This is a genomic window from Synergistota bacterium (assembly GCA_025060595.1).
Taxonomy (GTDB): domain Bacteria; phylum Synergistota; class GBS-1; order GBS-1; family GBS-1; genus 42-11.
Genome location: JANXBX010000004.1, coordinates 42,854 through 56,209, shown reverse-complemented (window position 1 = coordinate 56,209; position 13,356 = coordinate 42,854). Strand labels below are relative to the sequence as shown.

Sequence of the window (13,356 nt, the reverse complement as noted above, 5' to 3'; positions counted from 1 at the left end):
GAAAGTGGTGAAAACTTTTGTAGGAGCTTATTTTTTTAGTGTGGATAATAAGGGAAGAGTTTTTATCCCTGCAAGTATGAGGGAAAAATTAGGGAAAGAAGCTGTTCTAACCCGGGGGCTTGATAGGTGCTTGTTTTTGTTTCCGTTAGAGGAGTGGGAAGGTATAGTTAATAGCTTTAACTCTCTTTCTTTTGCTAAAAAAGAGGTCAGAGCTTTTCTAAGACTTCTTTTGGCAGGTGCTTCTATGGTTTCTATTGATGCTCAAGGTAGGATTCAAATTCCTCTGACTCTTCGGGAGTATGCAAAACTTGAGAAAGAGGTGGCCATAATAGGGGTTGGTAATAGGGTGGAGATTTGGGCGAAGGATAGATGGGACGTTTATGAAAACGATGTGCTTCCTAGGTTCGAGGAAGTTGCAGAGGAGATTTTTTAGATGCATGTGCCTGTGATGCTCGAGGAGGTCATAAATATATTAGACCCTAAACCAGGTGATATTTATATAGATGCTACTGTTGGATTAGGAGGTCATGCTAAAGCGATAGCGGAGAAAATATTCCCTGATGGTTTATTGATAGGGATAGATAGAGATAATAAAGCTCTTGAAATTGCAGCTACTCTTTTAAGTGGATATAACGTTAAGCTTATTCAGGCAAATTTTAGAGATATAGATGTAGTTCTCGAATCGCAAGGGATAAAGAAGGTAAGAGGAGTACTCTTTGATCTGGGGGTTTCTTCCCTTCAGATAGATGATGAAACGCGAGGATTTAGTTTTATTAAAAATGGTCCACTAGATATGAGAATGGGACCAGATGCTTCATTGAAAGCGATAGATATAATTAATAATTCGAGTTTAGAACAACTTGTTAAACTCTTTAAAGATTATGGAGAAGAAAGAAACGCTTATATTATAGCTAAAGCTATAGTTGAAAGAAGAGAAAAAGAGAAAATAGAGACCACTTTAGATCTAGTTGAAGTTATAAGAAAAGCTTTGCCTAAACCTTTGCAGAGGAAGATGGGGAAACATCCTGCAAGGAGAGTTTTTCAAGCTTTGAGAATAGCAGTTAACGATGAACTTAACTCTTTAGAAGAGGGTTTAAGGAAATCTTTTGATTTCTTAGAAGTGGGAGGAGTAATTTGCGTTATATCTTATCACTCTTTAGAGGATAGAATTGTAAAACTTCTTTTTAAAGCTCTTTGTGAAGGAAAAGTTGCAGAATTTGTAGTTAAAGGAACGCTGTTTCCGTCAAAGAAGGAAGTGCTGTCGAATCCACGTTCAAGGAGTGCTAGGTTAAGAGCAATAAGGAGAGTGAAGGAGGGTGAAGTTTTTAAGAGCTTTAATAATTCTCTTGATATTTTGCGGCATAGTTATTGTTCTACTTCAAATTGTAAGCCTTAAAGCTGGTTATGAAGTTGACCTTTTACAGAAAAGGTTGGATGCTCTCGCTAAAGAGAGACAAGAACTTCTTTTAAAGTTGGGTGAGTTAACTTCCTCTGATAAGATTAAGAAGTATGCAAAAAGTAACGGATTTATTTTTTATGATAAAGGTAAGGTAGTTTACTTGGATATTAGGAAGGAAATCTTTACGAAAGCATGGGCTTCTGATTCTATGTGATGAATGATGATAGGAAGATAACTAGAAGAGGTTTTATTGTTTTATTGTTTTTTCTTTTACTTCTTGGGGTTGTAGGGAGTCACGTTTTTACACTTCAGGTTCTTGAGTCCGAAAAACTTAAGCTATATGCATGGAGGGAGCATAATACTGTTGTTTCTTTTTCTTCCAGGCGAGGAGAGATATACGATAAAAGGGGTAAAATATTAGCTTTAAGTGTTCCAAATTATTCTCTTTTTTACTACCCATTTGCGGGTGAAAGCCTTGATAGGGATAAACTTAGGAAGATAGCTTTTATTCTTTCTATGTCGCTTGAGGAACTTGAAAATAAAATAGGGGAAGGAAGAAGGTTTGTTTGGGTTCGTAGGCACATACCTAAAGATGAGGCCGAAGAGATAAGAGAAAAAATTAAAGAATTAAAATTGAAATCTTTTGGCTTTGTTGAAGAGGATAAAAGGTTTTATCCTAATGGTGACATGGGCTTAAACATTTTGGGATTTACTGGCATAGATGATCAGGGTTTAGCAGGAATAGAGTATGCTTATGAGGATTTCTTAAGAGGTGATAGAAAGGAAATCTTTTTGAGAAGAGATGCTGGCGGAGGAGCCATTCCTGATGAAAAGATTTTGGAACTTCCAGTTGGAACTTCTCGTAGAGAGCTTGTTTTGACTATAGATTCTATCCTTCAATCTTTATGTGAAGATATACTTAAGAATGCAATTGTGAAACACAGAGCTAAAGGTGGTTGTATTATAGTTTTGGAATCTAAAACTGCAGAAATTCTAGCTATGGCTACTTATCCATTAGTTAAGGAGAGAAATGATGCTATTTCATGGGTTTTGGAACCTGGCTCTACCTTAAAGCCTTTTATTGTGGCGGCTGCAATAGAGGAAAATATAGCTTATCCTGGAATGAGGTTTTTTTGCCCAGGATATATAGTTTATGCTGATAGGAAGATAGGGGATATTAAAACTCACGGAGCTTTGACATTATTGGATGTAGTAAGTGAGTCGTGCAATGTGGGTATGATAAGTTTGGCTTTGAAAATGCCACCTGAGCTTATTTACAGATATTTATTAGGTTTTGGCTTTGGTGATTATACTAACGTTGATCTCCCAGGGGAAGAAAAGGGGTTATTAAGGGAACCTCAACAGTGGTATGGATCAAGCAGGGCTGTTATAGGTATTGGCCAGGGCATTGGGGTTACTCCAATTCAACTTGTTAACGCCATGAATGTGATAGCAAACAAAGGCGTATTGCTTAAACCTGTAGTAGTTAAAGAGTTAAGGGATAACGGGAAGGTTGTTTATAGGGCTAGCAGGACGGAAGTCAGAAGGGTAATTTCTAGAGATACTGCAAAAATACTTGAAGAAATGCTTATTGCCGTAGTTGAAAGGGGTACAGGTAAAAAAGCTTCCATTCCAGGTATTAGGGTGGCCGGTAAAACGGGAACCGCTCAAATTCCAATAAAAGGGGGTTATCTTAAAGGAGAATATATTTCTTCTTTCATTGGTTATTTTCCTGTGGAAGATCCGCAATGGATTATATTAGTAATTATTGACAGACCCTCTGGAGGAGAATATTATGGTGGAGAAGTCGCTGCTCCTATTTTCGCAGAAATAGGTAATGCTATATTTAACATCTACGGCTGGGGGGTGAAAAATTGAAATTAGCAGAAATAGCAAAAAGATTGGGAAATGTAGAAGTAAAAGGGGAACTTGTGGATAAGCATGTTAAAGGGGTCACTCATGATTCTCGTAAAGTTAAAGAGGGATACATGTTTGCCTGTGTTCCTGGTTTTTCTACTGATGGACATCTTTATATAGAAGATGCTAAAAAGAGAGGAGCTGTAGCAGCACTTGTTGAGAGATTTTGCGAATGCGATATTCCTCAAATAAAAGTGGATTCCGTTAGAAAGAGTCTTCCTTGGGTTGCTTCTTGGGTTTATGGTGAACCTTCTCGGGGACTTCTATGTATAGGGGTTACGGGTACTAATGGTAAGACTACAACTACCTTTTTAATTAAATCTATTTTAGAGAAAGCGGGCTACAAACCTATGCTGTTTGGCACAATAGAGTATCGGTTTGGAGATAGGGTTATTCCAGCTTCAAGAACAACTCCTGAAGCATCAGATATAATGGAATTTATAAGTGAAGGAGTAAATTCTGGAAATGATTCTCTGGTTATGGAAGTTTCCTCTCATTCTCTTGATCTTCATCGGGTTGATTCTATAGATTTTGATATAGGTATACTGACGAACATAACGCCAGAGCATCTTGATTTTCACGGGACTTTTGAAAACTATAGAAACTCAAAAGCTAAGTTGTTTAAAAAGACCAAGAAATCATCGGTTTTAAATGCGGATGATGAGAGTTATTCTTTTATAAAAGATGTAGCTGCTTCTCCAGTCATATCTTATGGTGTAAAAAGTTTTCTTAGTGATGTAAGGTTAAAAAAAGTTGATTTTAAGTTTGGCGGAATGGATATTGAAATAGAAACCCCTATAGGAGTTCTTTATATAAGCAGTTCTCTTATGGGAATGTTTAACGTTTATAATATCTTAGCTTCTGTTGCTTGCGGAATATCTTTGGGATTGGATTTAACGGTCATAAAAGAAGGTATTGAAGCTGTTAAAGGTGTTCCTGGGAGAATGGAAGTGTTTAAGAAAGAAGGGTTTCCTACAGTAGTAATAGATTATGCTCATACACCCGATGCACTTGAGAAAGTTTTACTGGCTATTGAAGGATTTAATCCTAAGAGGATCATTAGTGTTTTTGGTTTAGGAGGAAATAGATTTGTTGATAATAGACCTATTATGGGAAAAATAGCGGCATCCATGTGCTACAAGGTTTTTATAACTTCGGATAACGCTCGCTGGGAAAATCCGATGGACATAGCTAAGCAAATAGCTGAGGGTTGTAAATTAGTTGGTGGAAAGTATGAGATAGTTTTGAATAGGAAAAGGGCCATAGAAAAGGCTATAGAGGAAGCATCTCCAGGCGATGTCGTTTTAGTTGCTGGGAAGGGTCATGAGGATTACTTTGAGATAAAAGGGCAGATAAGGTATTTTTCAGATAGGGAGGTTGTAGAAAAGATCTTAGGATTAAGGGGTTAAAGTCAAAATGTTAAAGGCTTTTACTATATCACTGTTTATTTCGTTATTTCTAGGTTATCTTATTTTAGCTTATTTAAAAAAGTTTAGTATATGGCAGCCCATAAAAAACTACGGACCTAAGAATCATTTTGTTAAAACTGGAACACCTACAATGGGGGGCATTTCTTTTGTTCTATCTTTTTTGATAGGAGTTTTTCTTTTAATGGACCTTCCTATAAAAGAAGTTGTGTACATAGTCATATCAGGGATCCTATGCTCTTTTGTTGGACTTATAGATGATATAGTTAAAGTTAAAAAGAGAACTGATGGAGTTAAGCCAAGAAAAAAGTTGTTTCTTCAATCTGTTGTTGCATTGTTTTGTTTAATTTTTCTTTTTAAATCGAATCTTTATGACCCAGAAGTTTTTTTTCCTTTTATGTTTAAAGTAAATTTTGGAGAAATTTATTCTCCTTTTGTTATATTTTTATTTTTAGCCTGTATGAATGCGGTGAATATAACCGATGGACTCGATGGTTTAGCATGTGGGAGTTCAATAATAGCCTTTTCAGCTCTCCTTATTATATCTTTACTGCAAGGTAAGATAGAGATTGCTATCTTGATACTGATACTTATAGGGTCTCTCGTAGGATTCCTTTACTATAATCGTTATCCGGCTAAGATGTTTATGGGGGATATGGGAGCCATGTTTTTAGGAGGGGTTCTAGCTTCCTTAGGTTTGGTTTTGAAAGTTGAGATACTGATGCCCTTTATTTGCGGGATATTTTTAATTGACACTCTTAGTGTGATAATACAGATCGCGAGTTATAAATTTAGAAAGAAAAGGGTTTTTCTTATGAGTCCACTTCATCATCACTTTGAGCTTAAAGGGTGGAAAGAACAAAAGGTTGTTAAATTTTTTTGGAGCATAGAGTTGGGGCTTTCAATATTAGGAGTAATGTTTTATAAGTTTGGGTGGTGAAAATGATGAAGCAAATCGAAGGTAAGAGAGTTTCTATAATAGGAGCTTCGAGAAGTGGTTTAGGTTTAGCTTACCTTCTAAAAGCTAAAGGAGCTAGGGTTTTTGTGAGTGAGAATTCTTTAGAGAAAAAGGACTCTATAGGGGAATTAGAGAGGCTGGGTGTGGACTTCGAAATCGGAGAGCATAGTAAGAGAGTGCTTGATGCTGACTTTATAGCTGTTAGTCCTGGTGTCTCTCTTGATATTCCTATACTTTCAGAAGCTAGGGAAAGGGGGATATCTATTTATGGGGAGATAGAGGTGGCTTCATGGTTTTCCAACGTTCCAATTTATGCTGTTACTGGAACGAATGGGAAAAGTACAACAGTAACACTTCTTGATCTGATGTTGAAGGCTTCAGGAATGCGGTCGATTTTAGCAGGAAACATAGGATATCCTTTTTCTAGGGCAGTGTTGGAGCAACAGGATGCTGACTGTTATGTTCTTGAAGTTTCAAGTTACCAGCTTGAAACTATAGAGAAGTTTTCTCCTAAAATTGCAGCGATACTAAATGTGACACCTGATCATCTTGATCGTCATAAAACTATGGAAAATTATTTGAGAGCTAAGCTTAAAATTGCTTCTAACCAGAAAGAAGAAGATAGTATATGGGTTAACGCGAGTGATAACTTGTTAAAAGATGTTAATTTTGTTTCTCAAAAGTACCTTTTTTGGAAAGACGGGCTTCCGGAGCGAGGGGCTGGCGTTATAGATAGTAAGATGATTGTTTTAGGAGAAGAGATTATTAAAGTAAGCGAAATTAAATTGAAGGGACCTCATAACTTAGAAAATTCTCTGTGTGCCTCTGGTATGGCCTATCAGGCTGGAGCAAAAAAGGAAGCTATAGCTAAAGTTTTAAGGGAGTTTTCTGGATTAGAACATAGGTTAGAATTCGTTGCTGAGATCGATGGAGTAACTTATATAAATGACTCTAAGGGAACGAATGTAGTTTCTACCTTAATGGCTCTCGATTCATTTGAAGCTCCTATTATCTTAATAGCTGGTGGAAGGGGTAAGAAGGCGGGTTATGAGAAACTTGCTAAAAAGATAATAGAAAAGGTAAGGGTCCTTGTTCTTCTTGGTGAAGATGGGCCGATTATAAAAGAAGCGGTTCAGAGAGAGGGTTTTTCTGAGGATAGAATCTTTTCTGTGTCAAGCATGGAAGAGGCTGTTAGTTTGGCTCATTCTGTTGCTAGAAGAGGAGAAATTGTGCTTCTTTCACCGGCTTGTGCAAGTTTTGATATGTTTTCTAACTTTGAGGAAAGGGGAAGGGTATTTAAACGAGCGGTATTAAATCTCCAGAAAGACTTTTAATAGTAAGCGTAGCAATTCTTTTAGTTATAAGCACCCTTGAAATATTAAGCTCTACAGCTCCTCCTGGCTGTAGAAATGGTGAAGGTTTTGCCCTTTTTAAAAAACATCTTATATCTATAGGAATTGGCTTAGTTGCTTTGAACTTACTGATAAGAATGGATTATGTAAAGCTTTTTGCTCTAAGTAAACCATTGATGTTTGTTTCCATTTTCTTGCTTTTGATTACTTTGTTTTACGGAGGAGAAGCAAGGGGAGGGGCTTATAGATGGATTAAAATCGGATGGGGATTTACCTTTCAACCTGCTGAGCTTGTAAAACTTAGTATTGTGATTTATACTGCTTCTTTCCTAACAAGAAAGCAGGAAATATTGAATAACTTTAAAGAGGTTCTTTTGCCTTTATTGATTATTACGCTTGTATCAGCGGGTTTGGTTTTATTTCAGCCAGACTTGGGAACTGCTGTTGTTATAGTTGGAGTTAGTATTATACTGTGGTGGGTTGGTGGAATAAGTACTTTAAGAATATTAATTATTTTAGTTTTCTTGGTTACTTTAGGAGTTTTATTCATATGGATAGAGCCTTATAGGAGAATGAGGATACTAGCTTTTTGGGATCCTTGGTCTTCACCTCACGGATATGGATATCAAATAATTCAGTCTTTATTGGCTTTTGGTATAGGTGGTATTTGGGGAACTGGGTTAGGAAGAGGTTTACAAAAGTTTTATTATCTTCCTGCACCCTACACTGATTTTATTTTTTCTGTAGTGGGAGAAGAGCTGGGTCTGGTTGGTAGCTTTTTAGTTCTTACCTTGTATGGCTTGATAGGTTGGACATCGTTTCAAATCGCGAGGAAGGCAAGCATCACCTTTGGTAAGCTTCTAGGTATGGGAATTACCTTTTTAATGTTACTACAAGCTTTTATAAATTTAGGTGGAGTTACGAATTTTATACCTTGCACTGGTATGCCTCTTCCATTTTTAAGTTATGGGGGTTCGAGTATGCTAGTTAACATGTCCTGTGTAGGCATCCTTCTGAGTATATCTAGGAGGGAAGATAAAATTGAAAGGTAGGGTTTTAATAGCATCTGCTGGGACTGGTGGACATGTTTATCCAGCCTTGGCATTGGCAGATTTTCTAAAGAAAGAAGGAATAGATGTTTTCTTTGTGACTTCTGATAGGGGAGAAAGTAAAATTATTGTGGAGAAAGGATATAATTGCAAAGAACTTTCCTATAGGGGTTTGCATAGAAGGTTCTGTTTTGAGAATGTGAAGAGAGTTTTAAAAATAGGCTTAGCAGTATTTCACTGTATTAAGTTGATAAAGTATTTCATGCCTGATCTTATAGTTGGAATGGGAGGATATGGGGAGGTTCCTCCTATTTTGGCAGGAAAATTGTTAGGAATTAGAACCCTTATTCATGAGCAGGATGTAAAGCCTGGTCTTTCAACTAGAATTTTAGCACCTCTTGTTGACAGAATATCTATCTCTTATGAAGAAACAATGCAATTTCTAAGAAAAGACTTGATTAAGAAGTGTGTTGTAACTGGGAACCCAGTGAGGGAGGAAATTTTGAAGATTACTCTTGGAGCAACGAAAAAAAAGTGGGGGCTAGAGGGGAGAAAGGTCCTTTTTGCTTTTGGGGGAAGCCTGGGTGCGAAAAGGGTAAACGATGCCATAGTGGGCTTTTTAAAGGACGGAGGCTTCGAGGGTTCTTTAGAAGACTGGGGGATTATACTTGTTACTGGTAAGGAGAACTTCGATGAAGTTAACGAAGCTCTTAGGTTTGTTAAAAGCAGTTTATTGATGTACGTTAGGGTTTTACCTTATATCGATAATATATGGGATGCATATGGTGCAGCGGATTTGGTTCTTTCAAGAGCAGGTGCAAGCACAGTAGCAGAGCTTAGAGTTTTAGGGTTACCAGCGATCCTTGTTCCTTACCCTCATAGTACTGGGAATCATCAATTTTTTAATGCTCGCCTTTTAGAGAGAGAAGGACAAGCTGTTTTGATTAAAGATGAAGAATTAACCTCTTCAAAGCTTTATGAACTTCTAAAAAGGGAATATAGAATAAGGCGGGCAAATAGGGAGAATTCTGCACAGCTTCTTGGAAAGGTGGTATTAAATCTTGTTTGGAAAAAAAGATAGGTATCATTTTATAGGCATAGGCGGAGTTGGGATGAGCTCTTTAGCTTTTATGTTGCATGATATGGGTTACCGTGTTTCTGGTTCCGATGTTGGAGAATCCCCTTTTCTAGAGAAACTCATTCAGAAAGGGATAAAAGTTTTTCGTAGCCATGATCCTTCTAATATAGGAGATGCCCAAAATGTTGTGTATTCTTCTGCTATAGATAAAAAGAATCCAGAACTATCTTTTGCTATCAGACAAGGATTAAGGGTAATGCATAGAGCTGAGCTGCTTGAGTTTCTTATGAGTTCTTATAGAAGAGTGGGGGTAACAGGAACACATGGTAAAACGACCACATCAGCGATGGTTATAAAGCTGTTTATAGATTCGGGGTTTGATCCTATAGGTGTGATAGGAGGTGATTATCCTTATATTGGTGGCAATTATAGAATGGGTAATGGTGAATTTTTTGTGGCTGAAGTTGATGAAAGTGATGGAAGTTTTCTCTTTTTATCAAGGCTTGATTACTTGATAATTACAAATCTGGAAGAGGAGCATCTGGAAAACTACGTTGATTTTGAAGATCTTAAGGATAAAGTTCATCAGCTTGCGAGAGTTTCAAGGTTAGTAATATATAATGCTGACGATCCAGTATTAAATGGAATGAACCTAAAAGGATTGTCTTATGGATTTGTTCGAGGATCCTTTACAGGTAAGGTTATAGATTCAAGTACTTTGTTTGTGGAAGGAATAGGTACTTTAAGACTCTCAGTTGCTGGTAGACATAACTTATACAATGCTCTAGGGGTAATAGCGTTATCTAAAGAAATCGGTTTAGATCATGGTAAGGTTATAGAATCTCTTCAAGGTTTTAAAGGGGTTAGAAGAAGGATGGAATTGCTAGGTGAGTTTAACGGTATTCTCTTTATGGACGACTATGCTCATCATCCAACTGAAATAAGAGCAGTTTTAAAGACCTTGAAGGATTTATGGGTGGATAGAAGATTGGTTGTTGTTTTTCAACCTCATCGCTATTCGAGAACAAGTAGAATGTATAAAGAAATGGCAGAGTCGTTAGAATTAGCTGACTGGATCGGGGTCATGGAGATATATTCTGCTTCTGAACCGCCAATAGAAGGGATAAGCGGAAAGCTTATTTATGAAGTTTTGTGCTTTAAAAAGAAACCGAATATTTACTTTTTTTCAAATATAGAGGATGCACAAAAAGTTTTAATGGAGGAGTTGAAAAGTGGAGACCTTTTTATTACTATAGGAGCAGGAGATATATATAAACTCAGTAAAGCCCTACTTGCTAAGTTTAAGGAGGGTTGTTGATGAAGATAGAACGTCTTCTTAGTAAAATAAAGGGTGTTATATTAAAAGGAGAAGCTCTTTCTAATCATACCTCAATAGGCATCGGTGGTCCGGCTGATTACCTTATAATTCCTGAAGATGTGGATGATGTTAGGAGGACGATAACGTTTTGCAATGAGGCAGGTATTAATTTTTTGTTTGTTGGGCATGGGAGTAATATTCTTGTGGGTGATGATGGATTTAGGGGAATAGTTCTAAAATTTAGTGAAGGAAAAAATTTGCAAAACGTATGTTTTCTTGACAAGTTTAGGATCGAGGCCCAGGCTGGGGTTCCTCTTAAAAGGCTTATAAACCTATCTCAAGAGAAAGGGCTTTCCGGTTTAGAGTTTGCTATAGGTATACCTGGTTCTGTAGGAGGGGCTATATGGACAAATGCCGGAGCGAATTCTCATGCGATAGGTTCTCTTGTGGAAAAGGTAACTGTTATAAAGGAAGATGGAGAGATAAGCGAACTTTTCGATAAAGACATGGTTTTTTCTTATAGATATTCTAACTTCCAAGAAAAAAAGTGGTTTATATGGAGAGTAGTCTTACGTTTAGAGCCTTCTACCCCTGCTGATATAGCTAAGAGAATAAGGAGCTTTTGGGAAAAGAGAAAAAAACAACCTTTTTCTTATCCAAGTGCTGGATGTATATTTAAGAATCCTCCAGGAGATTATGCCGGCAGACTAATAGAACAAGCAGGTTGTAAGGGAATGGTCATAGGTGGAGCTAAAGTTTCAGAAAGCCATGCTAACTTTATAATAAATATTGGCGGAGCGAAAGCGAGGGATGTACTTCAACTAATGGAAGTTATAAAAGAAAGAGTAAGGGAAAAATTTGGAATTGAGCTTGAACCTGAAATTGCGATTTATATTTAAGCTATTTGTTCTTATAACTTTAGGTGTAGGTTTTTACTATTTTCTATTTAGATCGGAATATTTCAAAATAAAGAATTGTGAGCTTAAAAATGGTTCTTCGTTAACTTTAGAAGACTTAAAGAAAAATCATCTTCTTCCTATAGGGGAGAATATTTGGTTAATAGATGAAGAAAGTATAGCTTTTGAAATAGAAAAAAGGTGGTTTGTTAAGGTTTTAGAGATACGTAAAAAATATCCTTCTTCCTTGATTATAAGGTTAGAGGACCAGATTCCGATTGCTATTGTAAGGGCTCCTAATGGTTTATGGCTGATAAGTGTTAGAGGATTGCTTTGGCCAGTTTTAAGCGTTGGAAAAGAATACATGAAAAGCTTACCAAAAGGCTTATGCGTGGTAACTTATTATAAGGAAATTGTTTGGTTTCCTGGTAAAGAAACTGAGGATCCGAATTTGATAAATTTGTTGAAGTTGTTCTCTTTTTTGGAAAAGATTGAAGAAGTATATATAAAGGAAAATTGTTTTCAGATTAAGAAGGAGGATTGTGAAATTTTTCTCCCGCGAAGTGGGGATGTTTCCTTAAGCATGTATAAATTAGACAAGGTACGTAGTAAATTTCCTGCTAAAGGAAAGGGTTTGATTTTTGATCTGAGATTTAGTGATATGGTAATAGTAAGGGAGAGGGAAAGATGAGAGGAAGACCGGAGGCCATAGTTGGGCTTGATATAGGTACTACAAAAATTTGTGCTCTTGTTGCAGAACCTAATGAAAGTGGGGAGCTTGAAGTAAAAGGTTTAAGTCTTGTTAGGTCGAGAGGTATGAGAAAAGGGGTAATAGTGGACCTCGATGGAGTAATAGATGGGGTTAGCAAGGTTATCTCTGAAGTATCTCAAAGATCTGGAGTCAATGTAACAAGTGTTTATGTAGGTGTGGCGGGATCGCATATTTCTACATTGCGTAACCGTGGAGTTACTTTAGTAAGTGGGGAGGCCCGTGAAATTACTTTTGCGGATTTAAATAGAGTAATGGAAGCAGCTCAGACCGTTTCTATTCCTCAGGATAAGAAAGTTATACATATCTTACCTATGGAGTTTATAGTGGATGGACAAAGAGGAATAAAAGACCCTGTAGGTATGGCTGGAATAAAGCTTGAAGCGGAAGTTCTAATAATATTGGGTTCTTATACTTCCATTCAAAGTACTGTAAATTGTGTAACTAGAGCAGGGCTTAACCTCGAGGGTATGTTATTAGAGCCGATAGCTTCAGCTGAGGCTGTTTTATCTCCTACCGAGAAAGAGCTTGGTGCTCTTGTTGTAGATATTGGTGGTGGTACTACTGATATAGCTGTTTTCTTTGAAGGTAATATACGTCATGCTGCAGTTATACCTGTTGGTGGGGATCATATAACAAGTGATATAGCTGCTATATTTAAGATTCCGCTCAATATGGCGGAAGAGATAAAAATAAAGTATGGCTGTGCTTCTGTTGATCATGCTGAAAGTGGATTGGATATAGAGCTTAAGACTGTTTTAGGGAAAGGGGGTTCTGGAAGTAAAATATCCCATAGGGAGCTTTGTGATGTTATTGAAGCCAGGGTAGGAGAGATATTCCTTCTTGTTAAGGAAAACCTGAAGAAATCCCAATGTTTAATGTATTTGCCAGCAGGTGTAGTTTTAACTGGCGGAGTAGCTCTTTTGAAGGGAATAGATGATTTGGCTATGCGAATATTAGATTTACCTGTTAGGGTTGGTAAGCCAAGGGAGATGGGAGGATTATCGGAAATGATTTCGAGTCCCATATTTTCTACTGTTGTAGGTTTGGTTAAATATGGTTTTCAACAAAGGGGTTCCGGGGAAAAGAATTTAAAAACTAATTCTGTTGTAGGTGGAGGGTGGTTAAGTAAATTGAAAGAAAAGTTGATAAGAATGTTTGTTGAATTCTTTTAAGGTTGTGAAATGTTGGAG

13 protein-coding genes are annotated in these 13,356 nt (G+C 37.1%); all 13 read left to right on the top strand.

The window, feature by feature from the left end; translation table 11 throughout:
- Positions 1-7: 7 nt before the first annotated feature.
- Genes mraZ through ftsA form a run of 13 tightly spaced genes read left to right on the top strand, consistent with a single transcriptional unit; the run spans position 8 to position 13,338 of the window.
- Positions 8-433: a division/cell wall cluster transcriptional repressor MraZ gene (gene mraZ, locus NZ900_03790; GenBank protein MCS7233218.1), complete on the top strand. Its 426-nt coding sequence runs from the start codon at positions 8-10 to the stop codon at positions 431-433.
- A complete protein-coding gene (rsmH, locus tag NZ900_03785) occupies positions 434-1,396 on the top strand; it encodes a 16S rRNA (cytosine(1402)-N(4))-methyltransferase RsmH (protein MCS7233217.1) in 963 nt (320 codons plus the stop codon).
- Positions 1,317-1,613 (top strand): hypothetical protein, encoded by a 297-nt coding sequence (locus tag NZ900_03780; protein ID MCS7233216.1) that lies wholly within the window; start codon positions 1,317-1,319, stop codon positions 1,611-1,613. Before rsmH ends, NZ900_03780 begins: the two co-directional genes overlap by 80 nt.
- Before the next feature lie 44 nt (positions 1,614-1,657).
- Positions 1,658-3,277 (top strand): penicillin-binding protein 2, encoded by a 1,620-nt coding sequence (locus NZ900_03775; protein MCS7233215.1) that lies wholly within the window; start codon positions 1,658-1,660, stop codon positions 3,275-3,277.
- The gene (locus NZ900_03770; protein MCS7233214.1) at positions 3,274-4,725 is read left to right on the top strand and encodes a UDP-N-acetylmuramoyl-L-alanyl-D-glutamate--2,6-diaminopimelate ligase; all 1,452 of its coding nucleotides are present in this window, start codon (positions 3,274-3,276) and stop codon (positions 4,723-4,725) included. Before NZ900_03775 ends, NZ900_03770 begins: the two co-directional genes overlap by 4 nt.
- Before the next feature lie 7 nt (positions 4,726-4,732).
- Positions 4,733-5,683: a phospho-N-acetylmuramoyl-pentapeptide-transferase gene (gene mraY / locus NZ900_03765; GenBank protein ID MCS7233213.1), complete on the top strand. Its 951-nt coding sequence runs from the start codon at positions 4,733-4,735 to the stop codon at positions 5,681-5,683.
- A 5-nt stretch (positions 5,684-5,688) separates the two neighbouring features.
- Positions 5,689-7,035, top strand: a complete 1,347-nt coding sequence (gene murD, locus NZ900_03760; GenBank protein ID MCS7233212.1) for a UDP-N-acetylmuramoyl-L-alanine--D-glutamate ligase — start codon at positions 5,689-5,691, stop codon at positions 7,033-7,035.
- Positions 7,036-7,076: 41 nt separating this feature from the next.
- Positions 7,077-8,105, top strand: a complete 1,029-nt coding sequence (gene ftsW / locus NZ900_03755; protein MCS7233211.1) for a putative lipid II flippase FtsW — start codon at positions 7,077-7,079, stop codon at positions 8,103-8,105.
- Entirely contained in the window at positions 8,095-9,183 is a 1,089-nt protein-coding gene (murG, locus tag NZ900_03750) for an undecaprenyldiphospho-muramoylpentapeptide beta-N-acetylglucosaminyltransferase (protein MCS7233210.1), read from the top strand. The genes ftsW and murG overlap by 11 nt, the downstream gene beginning before the upstream one ends.
- On the top strand, positions 9,164-10,498 hold the full coding sequence (murC, locus tag NZ900_03745) for a UDP-N-acetylmuramate--L-alanine ligase (protein MCS7233209.1): 1,335 nt from the start codon (positions 9,164-9,166) through the stop codon (positions 10,496-10,498). Before murG ends, murC begins: the two co-directional genes overlap by 20 nt.
- Positions 10,498-11,397 carry a UDP-N-acetylmuramate dehydrogenase gene (murB, locus tag NZ900_03740; protein MCS7233208.1) on the top strand — a complete coding sequence of 300 codons (900 nt, stop codon included), beginning with the start codon at positions 10,498-10,500 and terminating at the stop codon, positions 11,395-11,397. Before murC ends, murB begins: the two co-directional genes overlap by 1 nt.
- A complete protein-coding gene (locus NZ900_03735; GenBank protein ID MCS7233207.1) occupies positions 11,381-12,085 on the top strand; it encodes an FtsQ-type POTRA domain-containing protein in 705 nt (234 codons plus the stop codon). Before murB ends, NZ900_03735 begins: the two co-directional genes overlap by 17 nt.
- Complete coding sequence (gene ftsA / locus NZ900_03730; protein MCS7233206.1) at positions 12,082-13,338, top strand: cell division protein FtsA; 1,257 nt, start codon at positions 12,082-12,084, stop codon at positions 13,336-13,338. The genes NZ900_03735 and ftsA overlap by 4 nt, the downstream gene beginning before the upstream one ends.
- The last annotated feature ends 18 nt before the right edge of the window (positions 13,339-13,356 follow it).

Coding starts and splice junctions, on each gene's coding strand:
- murD (MCS7233212.1), top strand. CDS start 5,689: ATGAAGCAAATCGAAGGTAAGAGAGTTTCTATAATAGGAGCTTCGAGA.
- murB (MCS7233208.1), top strand. CDS start 10,498: ATGAAGATAGAACGTCTTCTTAGTAAAATAAAGGGTGTTATATTAAAA.
- rsmH (MCS7233217.1), top strand. CDS start 434: ATGCATGTGCCTGTGATGCTCGAGGAGGTCATAAATATATTAGACCCT.
- mraY (MCS7233213.1), top strand. CDS start 4,733: ATGTTAAAGGCTTTTACTATATCACTGTTTATTTCGTTATTTCTAGGT.
- ftsA (MCS7233206.1), top strand. CDS start 12,082: ATGAGAGGAAGACCGGAGGCCATAGTTGGGCTTGATATAGGTACTACA.